Annotated in this window: 20 protein-coding genes and 1 pseudogene; 11 read left to right on the top strand and 10 right to left on the bottom strand. The window is 68.2% G+C overall.

What is annotated here, in order from left to right:
- Positions 1-72: 72 nt before the first annotated feature.
- Positions 73-441, bottom strand: coding sequence for an Hsp20/alpha crystallin family protein (locus tag EP28_RS06095; protein WP_049983117.1), 369 nt, complete (start codon positions 439-441; stop codon positions 73-75).
- A gap of 158 nt (positions 442-599) precedes the next feature.
- On the opposite strand from EP28_RS06095, the gene gatD reads away from it, so the two are divergent.
- The 5 genes and pseudogenes from gatD (at position 600) to EP28_RS14380 (ending at position 4297) form a co-directional block, all read left to right on the top strand.
- Positions 600-1913 (top strand): Glu-tRNA(Gln) amidotransferase subunit GatD, encoded by a 1314-nt coding sequence (gene gatD / locus EP28_RS06090; RefSeq protein ID WP_049983116.1) that lies wholly within the window; start codon positions 600-602, stop codon positions 1911-1913.
- Between the two features lie 203 nt (positions 1914-2116).
- Positions 2117-2338 (top strand): hypothetical protein, encoded by a 222-nt coding sequence (locus EP28_RS06085; protein ID WP_049983115.1) that lies wholly within the window; start codon positions 2117-2119, stop codon positions 2336-2338.
- Between the two features lie 145 nt (positions 2339-2483).
- A pseudogene (locus tag EP28_RS14100) lies at positions 2484-2732 on the top strand (DUF6498-containing protein); the annotation flags it as partial.
- 362 nt (positions 2733-3094) lie between these two features.
- On the top strand, positions 3095-4075 hold the full coding sequence (locus EP28_RS06075; protein ID WP_049983113.1) for an A24 family peptidase: 981 nt from the start codon (positions 3095-3097) through the stop codon (positions 4073-4075).
- A gap of 57 nt (positions 4076-4132) precedes the next feature.
- Positions 4133-4297 (top strand): DUF7838 family putative zinc beta-ribbon protein, encoded by a 165-nt coding sequence (locus tag EP28_RS14380; protein ID WP_196219614.1) that lies wholly within the window; start codon positions 4133-4135, stop codon positions 4295-4297.
- 115 nt (positions 4298-4412) lie between these two features.
- On the opposite strand, the gene aceA is transcribed toward EP28_RS14380, so the two are convergent.
- Both aceA and EP28_RS06065 read right to left on the bottom strand, forming a co-directional pair.
- Positions 4413-5501, bottom strand: a complete 1089-nt coding sequence (gene aceA / locus EP28_RS06070; protein WP_049983112.1) for an isocitrate lyase — start codon at positions 5499-5501, stop codon at positions 4413-4415.
- A 139-nt stretch (positions 5502-5640) separates the two neighbouring features.
- The gene (locus EP28_RS06065; protein WP_049983111.1) at positions 5641-5991 is read right to left on the bottom strand and encodes a hypothetical protein; all 351 of its coding nucleotides are present in this window, start codon (positions 5989-5991) and stop codon (positions 5641-5643) included.
- 239 nt (positions 5992-6230) lie between these two features.
- On the opposite strand from EP28_RS06065, the gene thiL reads away from it, so the two are divergent.
- Entirely contained in the window at positions 6231-7163 is a 933-nt protein-coding gene (thiL, locus tag EP28_RS06060; RefSeq protein ID WP_049983110.1) for a thiamine-phosphate kinase, read from the top strand.
- An 87-nt stretch (positions 7164-7250) separates the two neighbouring features.
- Here the strand turns inward: thiL and EP28_RS06055 are convergent, their stop codons facing one another.
- From EP28_RS06055 to EP28_RS06045, 3 genes are all read right to left on the bottom strand, one after another.
- Complete coding sequence (locus EP28_RS06055) at positions 7251-7802, bottom strand: HIT family protein (protein ID WP_049983109.1); 552 nt, start codon at positions 7800-7802, stop codon at positions 7251-7253.
- On the bottom strand, positions 7802-8707 hold the full coding sequence (map, locus tag EP28_RS06050) for a type II methionyl aminopeptidase (RefSeq protein ID WP_049983108.1): 906 nt from the start codon (positions 8705-8707) through the stop codon (positions 7802-7804). Before map ends, EP28_RS06055 begins: the two co-directional genes overlap by 1 nt.
- 69 nt (positions 8708-8776) lie before the next feature.
- On the bottom strand, positions 8777-10984 hold the full coding sequence (locus EP28_RS06045; RefSeq protein ID WP_049983107.1) for a histidine kinase N-terminal 7TM domain-containing protein: 2208 nt from the start codon (positions 10982-10984) through the stop codon (positions 8777-8779).
- Between the two features lie 79 nt (positions 10985-11063).
- Between EP28_RS06045 and EP28_RS06040 the strand changes: the two genes are divergently transcribed.
- Complete coding sequence (locus EP28_RS06040) at positions 11064-11531, top strand: peroxiredoxin (RefSeq protein ID WP_049983106.1); 468 nt, start codon at positions 11064-11066, stop codon at positions 11529-11531.
- Positions 11532-11555: 24 nt separating this feature from the next.
- Here EP28_RS06040 and EP28_RS06035 read toward each other — a convergent pair whose 3' ends face one another.
- From EP28_RS06035 to EP28_RS06025, 3 genes are all read right to left on the bottom strand, one after another.
- Entirely contained in the window at positions 11556-12482 is a 927-nt protein-coding gene (locus tag EP28_RS06035; RefSeq protein WP_049983105.1) for a DMT family transporter, read from the bottom strand.
- Positions 12483-12572: 90 nt separating this feature from the next.
- On the bottom strand, positions 12573-13619 hold the full coding sequence (gene idsA3, locus EP28_RS06030; RefSeq protein ID WP_049983104.1) for a geranylfarnesyl diphosphate synthase: 1047 nt from the start codon (positions 13617-13619) through the stop codon (positions 12573-12575).
- Positions 13616-14968 (bottom strand): ribonuclease J, encoded by a 1353-nt coding sequence (locus EP28_RS06025; protein WP_049983103.1) that lies wholly within the window; start codon positions 14966-14968, stop codon positions 13616-13618. The genes idsA3 and EP28_RS06025 overlap by 4 nt, the downstream gene beginning before the upstream one ends.
- 276 nt (positions 14969-15244) lie before the next feature.
- Here EP28_RS06025 and EP28_RS06020 point away from each other — a divergent pair, with 276 nt between their 5' ends.
- The 3 genes from EP28_RS06020 (at position 15245) to EP28_RS06010 (ending at position 16839) form a co-directional block, all read left to right on the top strand.
- Entirely contained in the window at positions 15245-15487 is a 243-nt protein-coding gene (locus EP28_RS06020; protein WP_049983102.1) for an LSM domain-containing protein, read from the top strand.
- Positions 15484-15660 carry a 50S ribosomal protein L37e gene (locus EP28_RS06015; protein ID WP_049983101.1) on the top strand — a complete coding sequence of 59 codons (177 nt, stop codon included), beginning with the start codon at positions 15484-15486 and terminating at the stop codon, positions 15658-15660. Before EP28_RS06020 ends, EP28_RS06015 begins: the two co-directional genes overlap by 4 nt.
- A gap of 144 nt (positions 15661-15804) precedes the next feature.
- A complete protein-coding gene (locus EP28_RS06010; RefSeq protein WP_049983100.1) occupies positions 15805-16839 on the top strand; it encodes an MsnO8 family LLM class oxidoreductase in 1035 nt (344 codons plus the stop codon).
- 25 nt (positions 16840-16864) lie between these two features.
- On the opposite strand, the gene purB is transcribed toward EP28_RS06010, so the two are convergent.
- Positions 16865-18361 carry an adenylosuccinate lyase gene (gene purB / locus EP28_RS06005; protein WP_049983099.1) on the bottom strand — a complete coding sequence of 499 codons (1497 nt, stop codon included), beginning with the start codon at positions 18359-18361 and terminating at the stop codon, positions 16865-16867.
- A gap of 187 nt (positions 18362-18548) precedes the next feature.
- Between purB and purN the strand changes: the two genes are divergently transcribed.
- Positions 18549-20153 carry a phosphoribosylglycinamide formyltransferase gene (gene purN, locus EP28_RS06000; RefSeq protein ID WP_049983098.1) on the top strand — a complete coding sequence of 535 codons (1605 nt, stop codon included), beginning with the start codon at positions 18549-18551 and terminating at the stop codon, positions 20151-20153.
- Position 20154: the final 1 nt, after the last annotated feature.

The raw sequence follows: 20154 nt of genomic DNA, 5'->3' as shown, positions 1-20154 counted from the left end.
TAAAAAGGCGTACTGGGTCCGACTCGGCGGGGTTCGTCGGCCGGGACGAGCGATCGCCGCGCGGCCGACCGATCAGCTCTCGATTTCGATCTCGGTGCCGGTCACCGCTGCGTCGACGACCACGGGGAGACGCACGGTGAGGATGCCGTTCTGGTAGGTCGCCTCGATGCCGTCCTCGTCGATCGTCTTCGGGAACCGGAATCGACGGTGGTAGGTCCGGCGCGTCCCGCGGGTCTCGTCCTCGTGTTCGCCGGCGACGTTGAGGACGCCGCTGTCCCACGAGGCCGTGATCTCCTCGGGGTCGAACCCGGGGAGTTCTACGGTGAGGACGAACTCGTCGTCCTCCTCGTACAGTTCGTAGTCGCTGCTACCGGATTCGAACAGTCGGCTCGGGAAGTCGAGCCCCTGTGTCCACGAACTGGCTGGTCGCGGTAAGGCCATTGCAGACCACCTCGGATGCACGTAGTACTAGGCTAGCGAGTCTACAAATACATTTTGAATCGTGTGAACCGGTATCAAGCTTTATTCTCTGGCGGCGGCGTCGGTTCCGGGACCGCCGAACGGTTGGATTCAAGTCCGCCGCCGGGGAATCGGGTGGTATGCAACCGGGAGATCGCGTCCGCGTCGACCGCGGGGACGTCACGAACGAGGGCGTACTGCTCCCCTCGACGACTCGCGACCACCTCGTCGTCAAGCTCGACGGCGGCTACAACGTCGGCATCGACCGCGATACGGCAGCGGTGGAAGTGCTCGAATCCGGTGCCCGTGACGTCGACGAGGGAGCGGACGCCGGCGGCGGCGAAGCCTCCGAGATCACCTTCGACTCGGATCTCCCCACCATCTCGCTCATCTCGACGGGGGGTACCATCGCGTCTACTGTCGACTACAGGACCGGGGCGGTCACCGCGCAGTTCGACGCCGAGGACGTGCTCCGGGCGGTTCCCGACCTCGCGGGGCGGGCGAACTATCGCGGGCGGGTCGTCGCCAACATCCTCTCCGAGAACATGGACCCGTCGATCTGGCGAGAACTCGCGACGGCCGTCCGCGAGGAGATCGAGTCGGGTGCCGACGGCGTCGTCGTGATGCACGGCACCGACACGATGCAGTACTCCGCGTCCGCGCTCTCCTTCGTGCTCGATTCGCCCGTCCCCGTCGTGTTCACCGGGAGCCAGCGCTCCGCGGACCGGCCCTCCTCCGACAACGTGATGAACGCGGTCTGTGCGGTCGAGGCCGCGAAGGCCGCCCACGCCGAGACGCTGGTGTGTATGCACGCGACGCAGTCCGACGACGCCTGCGCGCTCCACCGCGGCACCCGCGTGCGCAAGAACCACACCTCGCGCCGGGACGCCTTCGAGACCGTTGGTGCCGAGCCGCTCGGCCTGATCGATTACGCGGCGGCCGCCGAGGCGGGCGCTGACGGGGACGCGGCCGACGCCGCGATCGAGTGGAACCGCGACCCGCTCTCTCGCGGCAAGGCGGTCGACGGTGACGGCGACACGTCGGTCGATATCGGCTTTTACCCCGATCTCGACGCCGACGTGGAGCTCGTCAAGTTCACGCCGGGGATGGACCCGGCGGCGTGGGACTACCTCGACGGGAAAGACGGCGTGGTGATCGAGGGAACCGGCCTCGGCCACGTCCACACCGATCTTATCGACCGAATCGCGGAGCTCGTCGAGGACGGCACGGTCGTCGCGATGACGAGCCAGTGTCTCGAAGGCCGCGTGTGCGACCGCGTGTACGACACCGGACGCGACCTGCTCGACGCGGGCGTCGTCGAGGCGGGAGACACCCTCCCGGGCACCGCGAAGGTGAAGCTGATGTGGGCGCTCGCGAACGTCTCCGATCCCGCGGACGCGATGGGACGCGACCTCGCGGGCGAGCTGACGGAGGAGTCACAGCCCTGGCGATAGCCGCGGTCGCCGATGCCGTCGACGTCGACGCGGCTCGCGTGCTGATCCCGGAGACTGCGGCGGACGTGCGACATCGGCGCGAGCGACGAAGCGAAGCACTCAGCGTATCCGGTGGCGGAGCGGACGGGCAGAGGACCCCCAGGATCACAAGCTCCCGCATCCCGAACCGCCACGCTCTTTCTCTCTCACGGCGTTCGCCCGCTATGGATCCGGTTTCCCTCCAGTTCGAGACGCTCCGGTCGCTGCTCTACTACGGGGCGGTCTACGGGATCGTGCTCGCGGTGGCCGTCTGGATCTACCGGGACGCGAAGGCCCGCGGGAGCGACCGCGCGTTGGCGTGGTTCCTCGCGACGCTCGCGTTCACCATCGTCCCCGTGCTCGCGTACCTCTACGTGTACCGGGACGGCGATCCGACCGGAAACTGAGCCGAACGCCTCCCGTCTGTTTATACGAAATTAAGGAGAATACCTGCGAAGTGCCGTGGCGCGGAATGACCGACAGATGCCCTCCGTCGGACGCCTCCGGATCGTGAGTCGGATCGCTCGCGGACGCCGTCCCTAGGCGCTCGCGATCGCCGTCACCACGCTGATCCCGCTCGTCGGGGTCGTTGCGCTCGGCTGGAACGCCGCCGCACTCGTGACGCTCTACTGGTTCGAACTCGGGATCGCCTCGTTCTGGGCCGTCGTGCGCGGCCTGTTCGCCGGGCGACCGTCCGAGTTCGAGCCCGGGACGCTTATCGCCGGGCCGCTCGCCGCCCGCCGCCTCTCGCTTCCGATCCCCCGAACGAACGCGCGGATCTGGCTCTCCTCGGTGCTCGTCCGTTCGGGACCGCGCTGTGGCGGGTCGAGCCGTGGGACGAGACGGACCTTCTGCTGGTCCGAACGTGGCTCGACCGCCGGCTCGGAACCGGGACGGTCGTGATCGACCTCGGCGACCGCGAACGGAAGGTCCCGCTGCTCGCCGACCCCGATCCCGTCCTCGGTGTCTTCGACCGACGGGCGGTACGGCCAGGCGGCTGACGGGCGGGCGGTCGGACGGCTGATGGACGGGCGGTCGGATGGCTGACGGGCGGGCGGTCGGACGGCTGACTGGCGGTGCGGCCGCACCGACCGCCGGATCGAGGTATCGTTTGCGATACCCGAACCCGAACGCCTAATTACGCCCGCACCGCGGGTGATGACATGTTCGCGACGCTGCCGGACGTCCTCCGACTGCTCGTCGTCCCCGTCTTCGCGTGGGCGGCGATACGGGACGTCCGGACCCGACGCCTCCCGAACCGGCTGTGGCCGCCACTGTACCTCTTCGGGGCGCTGCTTCTCATCTGGGAGGCTGCCGTGCTGTGGCCGCTCGCGGGTGTCGAGGGGCGGCTGTTCCTCGTTCGGGCGGCGATCAGCCTCGTTTTCGTCGCCCCGCTCGGCTACGCGTTCTGGTATCTCGGCGCGTTCGGCGGCGCGGACGCGAAGGCGCTCATCGCGCTCGCGGTCGTCTTTCCGACGTTCCCCGCCTACGATATCGCCGGGGCGACGCTTCCGGTCGTCGACACACAGCTCGGCGTCTTCTCGCTCACGATCTTAACGAACGCGGTCCTCCTCGGACTGGCGTACCCCGTTGGTTTGGCGGCTCTCAACCTCGTTCGCGGTCGTGTCTCGCCGAGCATGTTCCTCGCGCGGCCGGTGAGCGTCGGATCGCTCTCCGACCGACACGGGCGGCTCTTCGAAGACGAGAACGGACCGACGCGCGGCGGGCTCGACCTCGACGCGCTCCGGATGTACCTCCGCTGGCGGGGGATCACGCTGGCGGATCTGCGCGCCGACCCCGATCGGCTACGGAATCCGGACAGCGTCGGCGAGACGTTCGCCCCCACCGACGGCGGCACGCACGTCGGTCCACGAACCGACGGCGGCGTCGCGGAACCGGGAGACGAGCGCGCGGATGACGGCGACCCGTGGGCTGCCGAGCGGTTCCTCGAGGAGATCGACCACGGCGCGTACGGCACCGACGCCGACACGCTCCGTGGGGGGCTGGCGGCCGTCGCGCACGCGGACCGCGTGCTCGTCTCGCCGGGGATGCCGTTCGTCGTTCCCATGGCCGTCGGGCTCCTCGTCTCGCTGACGTACGGCGACGTGCTGTTCGCGGTGCTCGCCGCGGTCGGCGTGGTGTGACGGGTTCCGAGAGCGCGAATCAGTAGCTTGAAAACCGCGCCGGACGGACCCCGCAGCATGGCGCTCGAAAAGAACGTGGACTGTCCATCGTGTGGCGAGTCCCGGGAGTTCTATCGGACCGCGGCGATGACGCTTCACCTCGGCGAGAAGACGAAGTGGCGCTGTCCGGAGTGCGGCTACGGATTCGTCGAAATAAACGGGATCGACACGCTCGCAGCTTGAACGCGTCGGGGGCTGACGGCTCTCGCCGGTTCGCACCCCGTGTTCTGTGACTCCGTCGGCAAAAAATCGTGGTGTGCGAGTTGCCTCGCGCGTCGTCAGACCGAGCGGTCGCCAATCAGTCGTCCGCGCTCTCAGGCGTCGCGACCGGGTCGCTGTCGTCTTCGGTCTCCGACTCGTCGCCGGCCGTGATCGGGTCACTGTCGTCTTCGGTGAACCCGGCGGACTCTTCTTGACGCGCCTTCGCCTCGGGGTCGAAGCGCGCCTCGATGTCCTGATATCGCGGGACGAAGGAGAGCTCGTGGTGGCTCTCGGTCTCGTGACCGAGGTATCGGTCTTCCAGATCCCACTGGGCCTGTTCGGCGTTCTCGGCGATGTTCTCCATGTCCTCGTAGACGGCGTGTGCGCCGGAGTGGAGCCCGTACAGCGTGATGAAGATGTACTGGTAGCCCAGCTCGCCCAGCTCCTCGAACGTGAGCGGGTCCTCCTGCTCGCTCCACGCGAACGACGAGGAGTAGTTGAACGCGAGGTCCAGATCGGGGTGCGTCTCGTGGATCTCCTCGGCGTAGCGGATCGCGTCTTCGCGGGACGGGTCGGGCATCTCTGGCCAGACGAGGTCGACGCCGGCGTCGGCGTAGATCCGGCCGCGCTCGACATGCTCGTCCCAGTCGCCGTTCGCGGAGCCGTACGCGTCCGTGCGGGCGATAATGACTGTGTCCTCGCTCTGCTTGGCGTCGACCGCGGCCTCGAAGCGCGAGCGCGCCTGTTCGCGGGAGACGATCTGCTTGCCGGCGATGTGGCCGCAGCGCTTCGGCGAGGTCTGGTCTTCGATGTGGACGGCGGCGACGCCGGCCTTCTCGTACTCGCGGACCGCGCGGCGGACGTTGTGGACGCCGCCGTAGCCGGTGTCACAGTCGGCGACGACCGGGAGGTTCGTCGCTTCGACCATTCGCTTCGCGTTCTCGACCATCTCGGTCATGGAGACCATCTCCAGGTCGGGGAAGCCGAACTGGCCGAGGACGGTCGAGTAGCCGCTCATGTAGGCGGCGTCGACACCCGCCATCTCGGCGAGGCGGGCGTCGAGCGCGTGGTAGATCCCGGGCGCGAACGTGTAGTCCTGCTCGGCGAACTGCTCGCGGAGCTTGCGGCCGGCCGGGTTGTCGATGTCTCTGGCGTAAACGTCGTCGTCGAGTTCGCTTGGATGCATGGATGTCACTCGCTGTCGTCGTCGAATCGGTCATTCGCGCGTCGCGTGAACGTGGTCGGGTCGGGTCGCGGACCGTCGCCGGTGCCCGTCATCGGGACGGGGCTCGCGGCGGGCCGCGGGCGTCGAGAACGAGTCGCCGTCATTGCGCCCCTCCGTCGGCGCGTGTCCGGCGCGTCGGACGCAGGTCAGGGACGAGCGGCGCGTCCCGTTCGCCGTCGGCCGGCGGCGGGCTCGGACGGCGGGTCGCTCCACCGGCCGGGGCCGGATCGATCGCGGGCCGCGTCGTCGGTCGAGTGCGTGGGACGAGCGGCGCGCCGGCCTCCTCGGTCGTCGGGATGCGGCCGGGGATCTGTGGGGTGGTCGCGTTTGGCCGCTGCGCGGCGTCGTCGGTGTCGGGCGTCTGCCCGTCTCGGGTCGTCGTCGATGTCTGGTCGGTCGGTGTGCGAGTCGTCGCGTCGGTCGTGTTCGTCGTGTCGTCAGGGGTTGTCATCGGGTTGGGGTGGGGTCGGCGGGCGTCTGGGGATCGGCGTGTCTGTGCGTCGGTCCGTGACGTGTCCGCGTACGGGTACTGACATTGCACTCGGTACGAGCAGGTGGGTGGTAATAAACATAATGATTGATAATGATAATATTCGTTAATGTGTTTTACCCGTTTAAATGGTGTTTGCCAACGAGGGGCACGGAGGGGACCGATCCCTTCTAATCGGCGCCGCTCGTCCACCCGACACTGTGAACGAGCGAGACGCGCTCCGGGTGCTCGCGGACGACCTCCCGCACGCGGGCGACGACGCGGCGGTCGTCGGCGACACCGTCATCACGACGGACATGCTCCACGAGCGGACGGACTTCCCGCCGGGAACGAGCAGGTACACGGCCGGCTGGCGCGCGGTCGGCGCGTCGCTCTCCGACGTCGCCGCGATGGGCGCAGCCGCCACTGCGGCGGTCGCCGTCTACGCCGACGCCGACTTCGACGAGGCGGATCTCGACCGGTTCGTCGCCGGCGCAGTCGACGTCTGTGACGCCGTCGACGCCTCGTACGTCGGCGGCGACCTCGACACGCACGCGGAGTTCACGACCGCCTCGACCGCGATCGGGACGCTCACCGAGAGCGGTCCCGTCACGCGCGCCGGCGCTGCGCCGGGCGACGCGCTCTGTGTCACCGGCGAGTGGGGACGCTCCGCCGCGGCTCTCCGGCTGTTCGAGCGCGGCCGATCCGACGACGCAGTCTCTGACCCAGCAGCGGAGTGCGACGACATCGAACGCGCCAACGAGCTGTTCCGATTCACCCCGCGCGTGGCCGACGGGCTCGCGCTCGCGGCGGACGCCACTGCGATGATGGATTCCTCGGACGGCCTCGCCCGGTCGCTCCACCAGCTCGGGGAGGCGAGCGAGGTCGGGTTCGCGCTCGACCGCGACGCCGTCCCGGTTCACCCGGCGGTCGACGCGGTGACCGACGGCCCCGCGGAGCGGTTTGAACTCGCCGCGCACTTCGGCGAGGACTTCGAACTTGTCTGTACGCTTCCCGAGCCGGCGGTGGACCGCGTTGCCGCTCGGTGTCCTGGCTCGCTGGTTCGCGTCGGCTCCGTCGTGGCCGCCGCCGACGGGATCACCGCCGACGGTGACCCGCTCCCGGACCGCGGCTACACGCACGGGACGGAGTGATCGGCGCGCGTGGCGAGAAGAGACGCGGTCGCCATGCCGACTCGACGGTCGCCCTCTCGACTCAGCCGCCGTTCCGTCTCTCGACTCTCAGTCGTCGAACGACAGCCTGACGGCCTCGCCGCCGTCTGCGTCGCCGGGATCGGTCACGCGACCGTCCGCGGCGAACCCCGCGTGGAGGTGTTCGTACGTCCGGTCGATCGCCTCGACTAACACCTTCGTGTCCGCGGTGACGGGCATGAAATTCGTGTCGCCGTCCCACCGCGGCACGACGTGCGTGTGGAGGTGATCGACCGAGCCGCCGGCCGCCGACCCGCCGAGGTTCCGTCCGGTGTTGACGCCGTCCGGGTCGATGTCGCGGCGCATCGCCTCGATCGTCGCGGCCTCCAGTCTCGCGTGGTCCGCGAGCGTCGCGTCGTCGAGGTCGGTGACGTGCTCTTCGTGCTCGCGGGGGATCACCATCGCGTGGCCGGGGTTGTACGGCGCGTTGTTCAACAGGACGTAGTTGCGGTCGCTGTACGCGACGATCCGCGCCTCGCGGTCGGACTCGCGTTCGGGGAGCACACAGAACGGGCAGCCGTCGATCGGGTCGGACTCGCGCTCGACCCACTCGATCCGCCACGGCGCGTAGATCCGGTCCATTAATCGAAGTCGTGGATGCCGGCGGTCGTCACCTCGACGCCGTCGTCGGTGACGAGAAGCGTGTGTTCGGCCTGACTGACGACGGCGTCGTCCGCCTCCTTCAACACGGGATACCCCTTGATCGCGTTCGCCTGCTTGAGCCGCCGGAGCGCCATCCCGACGCGGTCGCCCTCCAGCCACCGCGCGGCGAAGGGGAGGTCGTCGAACGCTTCGATCTCCTCCAAGGCCTGCCGCGCGCGGCGGTCGCGCACGCTGGCCGACCCCGTCTGCTCGAAGATCTCCTCGTCCGTCCCCTCGCCGACCTTGCCGCGCCCGTCCGTCGCGAACGGCTCGATGGCGACGGCCTGCCCGGGTTCCAGTTCGACGGAGCGGTCGACGCCGCGGTTCGGCACCGTCGGACCCGTGTGCGCGTCGTACCGCTCGACGCCGTGCCCGGAGAGGTTCAACACGGGCGTGTAGCCGTACCCGCGTATCACGTCCTCTATCGCCTGTCCCACGACCCCGACCTCCACGCCCGGACCGGCCTCGTCGACGGCGGCTTCGAGCGCCATCTCGGCGGCCTCCACGAGCTCCGGGGTGTCGGTGTGGTCGACCGTGACGGCGGCGTCGGCGATGTAGCCGTCGACGTGGACGCCGATGTCGAGACACACCATCTCCTCGCCGAACGTCGTATCGTCATCCCGACTCGGCGTCGCGTGTGACGCCTCCGGGTCGACGCTGATGTTCACGGGAAACGCCAGACCGGCCCCCTGCTCGCGGACGAAGTCCTCCGTCCACTCGGCGACTTCGAGATGCGTCCGCCCCGGTTCGACCATCTCTCGGGCCTCGTTCATCGCTTCGACCAACACCGCACCGGCCTCCCGGTAGCTCTCGACCGCGCCGTCGTCAAGGGGTCCGTGACTCATAGGTTCCGGTTCGACGACCGCCCGCAAAGAGGTTGCGGAGAGAGGCGCTGGCGCCGGCGGCCGGCCGGGTCACCGCTCCGGGACGCCGCCGGAATCGCCGTCTGCCTCTCGATCCGTGTCCGCCTCTCGGTCCGCGTCCGCCTCTCGGTCCGCGTCCGCCTCTCGGTCTGCGTCCGCCTCTCGATCCGCGTCCGCCTCTCGGTCCGCGTCGGTCGCCGGAAGCCATATACTCACCCGCGATCCCCGCGGCTCACGGGTGTCTATCGACAGCTCGCCGCCGGACTGCGAGACGATCCAGTGGACGAGCCAGAGACCGAGTCCGCTCGCGTGTTCGAGCGGTGTCTCGCGGGCCTCCGAGAAGACCGTTTGCTCGACCGAGGGGATCCCCGGACCGTCGTCGTCGACCGCGATTCGATAGCCGTCGTCGACGGCGTCGACGCTCGCCTCGACGACCGGTTCCGTCAGGTCGTTGTGGACGACGGCGTTCTCCAACACGTTTCGCACGGCGGATTCGAGCAGTTCGTCCGCCCGGACGACCGCCGTCTCCGGGGTCGAGACGCTGACGTTCGCGCGGGGGAACGCCGATTCGAGCGCGGCACAGAGCCGCGAGAGCAGCTCCGAGAGGTCGATCGTCGCTCGTCCGGCGTCATTGTGGAGCGCGACGTCAATCTCGCGGGCCTGATCGCTGAGGTGCGTCAGCGTCTGTACCTTGCGGTCGATGATGTCGAGGTACTCCGATCCCCCTTCGTCGACGTGATCGCGCAAGAGGCCGGCGTACCCGCCGATCACGTTCGCATCGTTCTTGAGATCGTGTCTGAGAACGCGGTTGAGAACCTGTAACCGCTGTTCGTATCGCCGGCTCTCCGTCACGTCGGTCGCCGTGATCACCACCTCGCTCGTCTCCTCGAACAGCCCTTCCACGGTCGTCTCGAACCGCCGCCAGTTTCCGTTCACGTGGATGAGGCGGTGGTCGACGGTCTGGGGATCACAGGTCTGAAAAGCGCGTTCCAACGCGCGCTGAGACGTCTCGCGGTCGTCGGGGTGAACGAAGTCGATCGCCGGCCGCCCTTCGACCTCCGCGGGCGAGTGCCCGAGCAACCGTTCGACGGAGGGACTCACGTACCGAACGAGCCCGTCCGTGCCGCACACGGCGATGACATTCGGTGACTTCTCGATGAGCGCCCGGTACCGACGTCGGAGCGTCTCCTGCGCCGTAACGTCGTGGAACAACAGGACGGTCCCGCCGCTGGCAGACTGCCTTCCCTCGCCGGCGGTGATGTCGTGCGGCGTCACGGTGAGAATACGCGGATCGTCCCCGCGGTCGACCGTCACGCGTATCTCCGGGTCCGTCTCCGCCGATCGCGACCGCTCGGCGTCCGTTCCGCCGCCGTCGACCGCCTCGACAACGCCCGGCGCGTCTTCGAACGCGTCGTCGATGCGACACCCGACGGTCGCAGATGGGAACAGTGCCCGCGCGGGGTCGTTCATATCTGCGATCCGCCGGTCCGGCCCGACGACGACGACGCCGTCGGAGAGGTTCGCGAACACGACATCCCGGGCGACGGGCGAGAGGTCGAAGAGGCGGTATCTGAACACGACCCAGCCGAGCACGAGAGAGGTCCCGGTGAACGTGATCGGAGTGTAATCGACGAACGCCGTTCCGAACGCCCCCCAAACGCCGAGCACTCCGGCGGCCATCGGTGCGATACCGGCGACCAGGAGGAGCGCTGCCTGCCGGCGGAACACCCCGCCGCGGGTGAGCGCGACGGAACCGAGCACGAGGAACGTGAGAATGTTCACGAGGTACGTGTACGCCATAAAGCCGATAAGCGCAGGCGTCGGCAGGAACGTCAACACGAGGTAGCCGTTCGAATCGGACAGCGCCGGCGACCGGTAAAAGAGCGGATCGGCACCGAACGCGAGGATCGCGACGACGACGGCGAGCGGAACGACACAGAGGAGCGCGAGGCGACTCGGTCGAAACCACTCCCGCCAGTCGACGTACGCGAGCACGAACGCCGGCCACGCGACGGCGAGGACGGCGATGCCGATCCACACGAATCGGTTCCAGAACAGCGTTTCGGCGAGCGTCGTCGCAGAGAGCTGTGCGGCGTACGCCAGCGCCCAGAGACCCGCACCGACGGTGACGCCGACGAAACTAGAGATGAGTGGCCGTCCTCCCCGCAGCCGGTTTCTGAGAGCGTACCCGGCGAACCCGAAGGACGCGAGCGCCGCGACCAGCAACGGCGCGGTAAACGGCGTCGGTTGCCACTCCATCGGTACCGTCCCGAGGACGGTAGCGAGTAAAAAGGAACCGGACCGAACGTGCTAACCGGTTTCGGATGAGAGACGGCGTATGCTCGAGCCCGGAGACGCCGCCCCACCGATCTCGCTCGCAGACCACCGTGGCGACACCGTCACCGTCGACCCGGCCGACGCGCGCTACACGGTCGTCTACTTTTACCCGCGCGCGGACACGCCGGGCTGTACGACCGAGGCCTGCGGCTTCCGCGACAAGTGGGACGCCTTCGCGAACGCCGACGTCGCCGTCGTCGGCGTCAGCGACGACCCGGTCGCGGATCTGGCCCCGTTCGCCGACGAGTACGACCTCCCGTTCGCGCTCCTCTCTGACCCCGACGGCGAGGTGGCACGCGCCTACGACTCCTACGGCGAAAAGAACATGTTCGGAAACACCTTCGACGGCGTGTTCCGGAACACGTACGTGCTCGATTCGGACGGCACCATCGTGCTCGCGTACGAGGGCGTCGACCCCGAGGAACACGCGGTCGAGATACTCGAGGACGTCGAGGCGCTGGACGGCTAGTGGACGGCGGGCGCACAGAGACGGCTAGAACAGCCCGCCGACGCGCGCCAGCAGCTTCGGTACCTCGGCCGCGATCGCGTGTCGCTTTAACAGCCCGAAGCCGACGACGATGACGGCGAACCCGGCGACCGTGAGCGACGTGACGGGCTCTTCGAGCAGCAGCGCGCCGGTGACCGTGGCGACCACGGGGACGACGTACGAGACGAGGTTGATCTCGAAGGCACCCAGCCGGCCGAGAAGCGTGAAGTAGATCGTGTACGCCACGGCCGACGCCAGCAGGCCGAGGAAGCCGAGCGCCGCGAGCGCCGGCAGCTCCGTGGCCGGAAGCCGCTGTGGTTCGCCGAACCCAAGGCTGAATCCGTGAATGAGCAGCGCGCCGAACGCCATCGCCCAGCCGGTGAGCGCGATACTGGAGAAGCTCGTCTCGACCGTGCGGAGGCCGACGCTGCCCACCGCCACCGCGAGCACGCCGACGGAGATGAGCCCGACCCCGATCGTGACGCCGCCGGCGAGGTTCGCCGGATCCGGCTGTGCGACGAGCCCGACGCCGACGAACGCAAACACGACACCCACCGCGCCCCGCGCGTCGAGGTTCGTGCCGCCGATCCAGAGCGCGGCGACGGCGGCGGTCGCGATCGGGACCAGACTGTAAGTGATAGCGGCGATCCCGCTCGTGGTGTACTGCTGGCCGACGAACAGAAGCGAGTTGTTGACCGCGACGGAGAGGCCGCCGCTGAACCCGATCGCCGCCAGATCTCCGCGGGTGCGCGGGAGCGGCGACGACTCGGTGAACAGAACGTACGAGAGCAGCGCGACCGCGGCTACGTCGAACCGATAAGCGGCGTACAGTATCGGCGGGTAGTAGTCGAGGCCGACCTCGATGGAGACGAACGACCCGCCCCACAGGAGCGCGAGCAGGAAGAACAACGCGACGTCTCGGTATCCGGACACGCGCTACCGGACGGCCGCCGCGGATAAAGCCGTGTCCGTTTCGCTGTCGGGACGGTCGGGTGGCGGCCGTCCGCGTTCGACTCTGGCCGCTCAGTAGCCGCGGACGATCAGGTAGTCGGCGAGGTCACGGAGGAGTTCGCGCGACCCGCTCTCGGGGAGCACGTCGAGGTGCTCTTTCGAGCGCGCCGTGAGGTCCTCGGCGGTCTCGCGAGCGTAGGCGATCGACCCGGCGTCTTCGAGCGCGGCCACCGCGTCGTCTATCGCCGCCTCCGTCACTTCGTCGGGCGTGTCAGCCTCGACGAGCCCGTCGACGTCGACGCCCTGTTGGCGGGCGTGGAGCGTGATGAGCGTCTCCTTCCCCTCGACGAGGTCGGAGCCGCGCTGCTTGCCCAGATCCTCAGAGGGGACCGTCAGATCGAGCACGTCGTCTTGGATCTGGAACGCTCGGCCGGAGTCGATCCCGTACTGGTACAGCGCCTCGGCGACCTCCTCGTCGGCTCCGAGCAGCACGGCCGGCGTCGCCGCCGACGCGCCGTACAGGACCGCGGTCTTCAACTCGACCATTTCGAGGTACTCCTCCGGGAGGATGTCATCGCGCGACTCGAAGGCGACGTCGAGTGCCTGCCCCTCGCAGATCTCGGTGCAGGTGGACGCAAGCATCCGCATCGCCTCCAGTCCGTTCGCCGGATCCGCGCCAGTCTCGGTCATGAACTCGAACGCCTTCGAGTAGAGCGTGTCCCCGGCGAGGATCGCCGTCGACGTGTCGTACTGCTCGTGGACGGCGGGTACGCCGCGTCTGAGCGCGTCCTCGTCCATGATGTCGTCGTGAATCAGCGTGAACGACTGGATGACCTCGATGGCGACCGCCGCGCGCATCACGTCGACCGGCCGACCGTCGAGCGCCGGGAACTCGCGGAACTCGGTGCTCAGCGGTTCGACGCCGGTAACCGCCTCGGCGGCCAGCGTCGCCACCGTGGGGCGGAGCCGCTTTCCACCGGCTTCGAGGATGTACCGCGTCGCTTCGTAGAGGCGCTTCGGCTCTTCGACCGGCAGCTCCTCGTCGATAGCGGCGTTGACCAAGTCGCGCCGCTCGCGGATGGCGTCGAGCACCCGCGCCTCCTTCGTCTCACTCGTCATTCGACGAGCTGGATGACGCTGCCGTTCTGCGTGACGTGGACGTCACGGCCGAGCTTGTACCCCTGCGAAGTCGCCAGATCCACGTACGGCGAGCGACCCTTCAGCGTCTGGTGACCGGGGATCAGGTGCTGCGGCTGGAGCGCGTCGAGCATCTCGTAGTGGCCCTCCTCGCGGAGGTGGCCGGAGACGTGGATGTCGTCGTAGATGCGCGCGCCCTGCATCCGAAGCAGCTGTTCGGACTGGTAGCGCTGTCCCTCGTTGGTCGGCTCCGGAATGACGCTCGCGCTGAAGACGATCTTGTCGCCGTCGTCCATCTCGTACGGCGTCTCGCCGCGGCCCATGCGGGTCAACATCGCGCGCGGCTCGCCCTGGTGGCCCGTCACGATCGGGAGGAAGTTCCCCTTCCCCTCCTTCATGATGCGCTTGAACGCGCGGTTGACGGACTTCCGGTGGCCGTACATGCCGATGTCATCTTGGAAGTCGACGAAGTCGAGCCGCTCTGCCGTCCCCGAGTACTTCTCCATCGAGCGGCCGAGCAGGATCGGCTGCCGGCCGATCTCGCGGGCGTACTCGACGAGCGTCTTCACGCGGGCGATGTGCGAGGAGAACGTCGTGGCGACGATGCCGCCGGAGTAGTCCTCCATCGAGGTCAGCGTGTCCTCGACGTGCTTTTTGGCGTACGCCTCAGACGGCGTCCGGCCCTTCCGACCCGCGTTCGTGCAGTCTTCGATGTAACAGAGGACGCCCTCGTCCTGCCGGCCGATCTCGCGGAACCGGTCCATGTCGATCGGGTCGCCGATGACGGGCGTGTGGTCCAGTCGCTTGTCGAGCCCGTAGACGATAGCGCCCTCGGGCGTGTGTAAGACCGGGTTGATCGCGTCGATGATCGAGTGGGTCACGTTGACGAACTCCATTTCGACCTGCTCGGAGTCGCCGATCGCCATCGTGCCGCCTGCCTGCATCTTCACGAGGTCGTTGTCGACCTGGAACTTCCCCTCGTCTTCGATCTGCTGGCGGACCAGTTCGATCGTGTACGGCGAGCCGACGATGGGCGCGTCGTACCGGTGTGCGAGCTTCGGGATGCCAGCGATGTGGTCGAGGTGACCGTGCGTGGGGACGATCGCCTGCACGTCGCCCTCCAGCTCGCTCATGACGCGGTCGTCCGGGATCGCGCCCATGTCGATCAGATCGAGGCTGTGCATCTTCTCGGTCTCCACGTTGTCGTGGATGAGGACCTTACTGAGGTTCAGGCCCATGTCGAAGATGACGATGTCGTCGCCCGCGCGAACCGCCGTCATCTGTCGACCGACCTCTTCGTACCCGCCGAGTGTCGCAATTTCGATTTCCATGATTTGTCTATATCGAGCGCCTGAATGGCGTCGATCACTGAAACCCCGCAAGGAGCCGTTCTGCGCTACGTCCGACCGTGCGTCGTTGAGGCCCCGCTACGGCCGAGTCGCCGGTGACTCACCGTGTCCCGCGGGAGTGTGGTACTTCGGCGTACTCCCGGGCACGTTAAAAACTCCCGGGTTCGGCCGCGCCCGCGTCTTTGTCGCGGATTCTCTCGACGCCGTCCCGTCGTCCTCCCGGTATTTTTAATAGTGCCACGAGCCGCGATACACCTAATGAGTGGACGACCCCTCGACGTGCTCGAAGCGTCGCTCGAGGAGCCGGTGACTGTACACCTCAAAGACGGCACGACGTACTACGGCGTCCTGGCCGGTTACGACCAGCACATGAACGTCGTCATCGAGCCCGAGACCGACGTGGACGACCGCGTCGACGACGACCTAGACGGAGAGTTCGCGGTCGCGATCGAAGACACAACGATTATACGCGGCGATAACGTCGTCACCATCAAAGCATGACCGGCTCCGGAACGCCCTCTCAGGGGAAAAAGAACAAGACGGTTCACGTGAAGTGCCGCCGCTGCGGCGAGAAGTCATACCACGTCAAGAAGGAACGCTGCTCGTCGTGCGGCTTCGGCGACTCCGCCTCCCGGCGCGACTACGCCTGGCAGTCGAAGTCCGGCGACAACTGACGACGGTCTCTCGTTTCTCGTTTCGTCCCCCGCCGATTTCGTAGCCGTGCGTCCGGCAGTCGGGCGTCGGAGCCCGCGCGTTTCGATCGAGTATGACTCCGCCGGGAACCCAACCGTTTCCCGCACCGACGGCCGAGTGCGCCCATGGACCTCTCCGCTGTCGACCTCTCGCCGATCCCCGCCGGCGGTACCGCCGCCGACGCCTTCGAGAACACCGTCGCGGCCGCGAAACAGGCCGAACAGCTCGGTTACTCGCGGTTCTGGGTTGCCGAGCACCACGGCCGCGCCGAGCGACTCGCCGGCACGACCCCGGAGGTGTTGCTCGGGCGGCTCGCCGCCGCGACCGAGGAGATCCGGATCGGAAGCGGCGCGGTGCTTCTCAACCACTACAGCCCGTTCAAGGTCGCCGAGACGTTCGGAACGCTCGACGGACTCGCCCCGGGACGCGTCGACGCCGGGCTGGGCCGGGCGAACGGCTCGCCGGCGGCCGACCGCGCGCTCGGCACGGAACGGCGGGTCGAGAATCCGAACGAGGACCACGAAGAGCGGATCCGGGCGCTCGTGAACCACCTCTACGACGCGTATCCGGAGGGTCACTCCTACGCCGACCTCTCGGTTCCGCGTTCCGGCGCGGAGCCGCCCGCTCCGTGGGTGCTCGGGTCGAGTCCGGCAAGCGGTGAGATCGCGGGGACGCTCGGGCTCCCCTACTGTTTCGCGGGGTTCATCCGCCCGGGGTTCGCCGAGCGCGCCGTCGCCGCCTACCGCGAGGCGTTCGATCCCGGAACGCTCCCCGCGAGCCTCGATTCGCCTCGCGCCATGCTCGCTATCAACGCGGTCGCGGCGGACACCGACGAGGCGGCCGCGCGACGACGCGCTCCCGCCGAGGCCGTCTACCGCCGGATGCAACGCGGAAACCTCGGCGACCGCACGCCGTCGGTCGCGGAGGCGATCGACGAACTGGGCGGGACGCCAGACCCGACGCCGGCGACCCTCGACGCGGACGAGTGGCCACGGTCGGTCTCCGGGAGTCCGGAGACGATCGCGGCGGTCCTCTCACAGCTCGCCGACCGGATCGACGCCGACGAGGTGATGATCCAGCACACGGTGCCCGATCCCGACGTGGCCCTGGAATCGCACGCGATGCTGGCTGAGGCCGTCGGGCTCGACCCGCGGAGCTGATCCCCCGCCACGCGCCCGTCCCGCGCTACTCGTCGATCTCGTCGACGAGGTCGCCGGCGACACCGGTGTAGCCCGCGGGCGTCAGCGCCTTCAGCTCCTCGCGGACGTCGTCGTCGACGTCGAGGTCGTCGAACAGCTCGCGGAAGTCGTCGAGCGTCACCGACCGCCCGCGGGTGAGTTCCTTCACGCGCTCGTAGGCGTCGGTGTCTCCCTCGCGTCGGAGGATCGTCTGGACCGCCTCGCCGATCACTTCCGGGGTCGCGTCGAGTTCCTCGCGCATCACCGCCTCGTTCGGAACGACTTTCGAGAGCCCGTCTCCCGCCTTCGAGTAGCCGATGAGGCAGTGTGCGAGCGCCGCGCCGACGTTGCGTTTGACCGTCGAGTCAGATAGGTCGCGCTGGAGCCGCGAGCCGGTGACGTAGTCGGCGAGGAAGGTGAGGTCGGCGTTCGCCTTCGAGAGGTTCCCCTCGCTGTTCTCGAAGTCGATCGGATTGACCTTGTGCGGCATCGTCGACGAGCCGGTCTCTCCCTCGACCGTCCGCTGACCGAGGTAGCGGTCCGAGACGTACAGCCACGCGTCAAGATCCAAATCGAGGAGGACGTTGTTGACTCCCCGGAGCGCGTCGAAAAGCGCGGCGAGGTCGTCACAGGGGTTCACCTGTGTCGCGAGCGGGGTGTGTTCCAGACCCAGGTCGCGGACGAACGACTCGGCGAACGCCTGCCAGTCGACCTCGGGATACGCGGCCGCGTGGGCGGCGTAGGTTCCGGACGCGCCGGCGAGCTTCCCCGAGAGGTCCCCGTTCGCGACGACGACGCGGCCGAGAGCGCGGCCGAGCCGGGCGGCGTACACCGCCATCTCCTTGCCGAAGGTGGTCGGCGTCGCGGGCTGGCCGTGAGTGCGCGCGAGCATGGACGCGTCGCGGTGGTCTCGTGCGAGTTCGGCGAGCGCGTCGCGCACCTCGCGGATCGCGGGGACGACCACCTCGGTCACGGCCGACGCGAGGAGCAGTCGGTGCGCGAGGTTATTCACGTCCTCGCTCGTGAGGCCGAAGTGTATCCACGGATACAGCGCCTCGGCGTCGCCGATCGGCGGGCCGGCGCTCGCAGTCGCGTCGTCGTCTCCCGACCCGGACTCCGCCAGTCCGTCGATCCGGACGCGCAGGAAGTACTCGACCGCCTTCACGTCGTGATTAGTCGCGGCGTACCCCTCTGTGCCCTCGACTTCGAGCGCCTTGATCAGCCGCGCGTCCTCCGCGGAGAACGCGTCGTATATCTCTCGGAGCGACTCGCGCGCGGCCTCGTCGAGTCCGATCGGCGTCGCGTCGAGGTCGGCCAAGGCGATCAGGTACTCGACTTCGACGCGGGTCCGAGCGCGCATGAGCGCGGCCTCGCTCGCGTACGGAGACAGCGGCGCGGTGCGGGAGGCGTACCGCCCGTCGAGCGGCGAGACCGCCGCGAGCGGGTCGGACCGAGACAGCCCGGAGATGGTGTCGTCGTCCGTCGGTTCGGAGTCGTCGGTCATGTCCGCGAGTGCCCTCGGAGCCAGCAAAAGCGTGTCGATGGCGACCTACTTGGACAGGTGCGAATCGCACAGATGTGGATAAGTTCGTCGCCCAAGTCGGTTCGATACCCGATTCTTATCCGTGAACATGGATCTATCTCCGCGACGGACCGCAATCGATATACCCGATCGGTCGGTCCTCTCGTGTATGAAGATCGCCGGACTCGCGAGCAACCGGGGACGGAACCTCAGACACATCGCCGATGTCGCGCCGGGCGGCGCGGAGCTGTCGGTCGTTCTGACGAACCGGGAGCAGGCACCCGTCCTCGAGGCCGCGACGGAGCGCCGGATACCCACCGAGGTCGTCGAGCGGGAGGACGGGGAGTCCCGTGAGTCCCACGAGCGCCGGATCGTCGACCGGCTCTCGGGATACGACATCGACCTCGTCTGCCTCGACGGGTACATGCGCGTCCTGACCGACCAGTTCCTCGACGCCGTTCCGACGACGCTGAACGTCCACCCCTCGCTTCTCCCGTCGTTCCCCGGAACCGACGCTCACGAGCAGGTCCTCGACGCCGGCGTCCGGACCACGGGCTGCACCGTCCACGTCGTCACGGAAGCGGTCGACTCGGGGCCGATCGTGACCCAAGAGCCGGTCCCCGTCTACGGCGACGACGACGCCGATTCGCTGAAAGAGCGCGTGCTCCACGAGGCCGAGTTCACGGCGTACCCGCGGGCGGTTCGCTGGTTCGCGGAGGGACGGGTGACCGTCGAGCGGAGCGAGGACGGAGAGGCGGTCGACGCGACCGTCGACGGCGACACGGGCGGCGACTTCCCCGAACGCCGATTCGTCTCCGAGGAGCGCGCCGCCGAACTCCGCTACGGCGAGAATCCCCACCAGGACGCCGCGCTGTACGCCGACGACGGCTGCGAGGAGGCGAGCGTCGTCGGGGCTTCACAGCTGAACCCCGGCGCGAAGGGGATGGGGTACAACAACTACAACGACGCCGACGCCGCCCTCGATCTCGTAAAGGAGTTCGACGATCCCGCCGCCGCCGTGATCAAACACACCAACCCCGCGGGCTGCGCGACGGGCGACACGCTCGCAGACGCGTACGACCGCGCGCTCCGAACAGACGCCAAATCGGCGTTCGGCGGCATCGTCGCCTTGAACCGCGAGTGCGACGCCGACACCGCCACCGCCGTCGCGGACTCGTTCAAGGAGGTCGTCGTCGCTCCCGGCTACACCGAGAGCGCGCTCGACGTGCTCACGGATAAAAAGAACCTCCGAGTGCTCGACGTGGGGCCGCTCGGCGAGGGCGACGAGCGCTTCACCGAGCGGTTCACGGAGAAGCCGATCGTAGGTGGACGGCTCGTGCAGGCACGCGACCGCCAGTCGCCGGCCGCCGACGATCTGGAGGTCGTCACCGAGCGCGAGCCGACGGACGAGCAGTTGGAGACGATGACCTTCGCGTGGAAGACGCTCAAACATGTGAAATCGAACGGTATCCTGTTCGCGACCGGCACCGAGACCGTCGGCGTCGGCATGGGACAGGTGTCACGCGTCGACGCGGTGACGCTCGCGGCGATGAAAGCCGAGAAAGACGCCGACGGCAAGTCGGCCGAGGGAGCGGTCATGGCCTCGGACGCCTTCTTCCCGTTCCCGGACGCCATCGAAGAGGCCGCGGACGCCGGTATCGAGGCCGTGATCCAGCCTGGCGGCTCCGTCAACGACGAGGACGTGATCGCCGCCGCCGACGACCACGACATGGCGATGGCGTTCACCGGATCGCGCTGTTTCCGACACGACTGAC

The sequence above is a fragment of the Halorubrum sp. BV1 genome (assembly GCF_000746205.1).
Lineage (GTDB): Archaea > Halobacteriota > Halobacteria > Halobacteriales > Haloferacaceae > Halorubrum.
The sequence above is the reverse complement of the archived record's forward strand: the minus strand, read 5'-3'. Positions and strand labels throughout refer to the sequence as shown.

Excerpts from the sequence above, each read along its gene's own strand:
- EP28_RS06065 (WP_049983111.1), bottom strand. The coding sequence starts at position 5,991 with ATGACAACCCCTGACGACACGACGAACACGACCGACGCGACGACTCGC.
- map (WP_049983108.1), bottom strand. The coding sequence starts at position 8,707 with ATGAGTCACGGACCCCTTGACGACGGCGCGGTCGAGAGCTACCGGGAG.
- purN (WP_049983098.1), top strand. The coding sequence starts at position 18,549 with ATGAAGATCGCCGGACTCGCGAGCAACCGGGGACGGAACCTCAGACAC.
- EP28_RS06085 (WP_049983115.1), top strand. The coding sequence starts at position 2,117 with ATGGATCCGGTTTCCCTCCAGTTCGAGACGCTCCGGTCGCTGCTCTAC.
- idsA3 (WP_049983104.1), bottom strand. The coding sequence starts at position 13,619 with ATGACGAGTGAGACGAAGGAGGCGCGGGTGCTCGACGCCATCCGCGAG.
- EP28_RS06010 (WP_049983100.1), top strand. The coding sequence starts at position 15,805 with ATGGACCTCTCCGCTGTCGACCTCTCGCCGATCCCCGCCGGCGGTACC.
- EP28_RS06055 (WP_049983109.1), bottom strand. The coding sequence starts at position 7,802 with ATGGACCGGATCTACGCGCCGTGGCGGATCGAGTGGGTCGAGCGCGAG.
- EP28_RS06015 (WP_049983101.1), top strand. The coding sequence starts at position 15,484 with ATGACCGGCTCCGGAACGCCCTCTCAGGGGAAAAAGAACAAGACGGTT.
- EP28_RS06045 (WP_049983107.1), bottom strand. The coding sequence starts at position 10,984 with ATGGAGTGGCAACCGACGCCGTTTACCGCGCCGTTGCTGGTCGCGGCG.
- EP28_RS06075 (WP_049983113.1), top strand. The coding sequence starts at position 3,095 with ATGTTCGCGACGCTGCCGGACGTCCTCCGACTGCTCGTCGTCCCCGTC.
- aceA (WP_049983112.1), bottom strand. The coding sequence starts at position 5,501 with ATGCATCCAAGCGAACTCGACGACGACGTTTACGCCAGAGACATCGAC.
- purB (WP_049983099.1), bottom strand. The coding sequence starts at position 18,361 with ATGACCGACGACTCCGAACCGACGGACGACGACACCATCTCCGGGCTG.
- EP28_RS06040 (WP_049983106.1), top strand. The coding sequence starts at position 11,064 with ATGCTCGAGCCCGGAGACGCCGCCCCACCGATCTCGCTCGCAGACCAC.
- gatD (WP_049983116.1), top strand. The coding sequence starts at position 600 with ATGCAACCGGGAGATCGCGTCCGCGTCGACCGCGGGGACGTCACGAAC.
- EP28_RS14380 (WP_196219614.1), top strand. The coding sequence starts at position 4,133 with ATGGCGCTCGAAAAGAACGTGGACTGTCCATCGTGTGGCGAGTCCCGG.
- EP28_RS06020 (WP_049983102.1), top strand. The coding sequence starts at position 15,245 with ATGAGTGGACGACCCCTCGACGTGCTCGAAGCGTCGCTCGAGGAGCCG.
- EP28_RS06025 (WP_049983103.1), bottom strand. The coding sequence starts at position 14,968 with ATGGAAATCGAAATTGCGACACTCGGCGGGTACGAAGAGGTCGGTCGA.
- EP28_RS06095 (WP_049983117.1), bottom strand. The coding sequence starts at position 441 with ATGGCCTTACCGCGACCAGCCAGTTCGTGGACACAGGGGCTCGACTTC.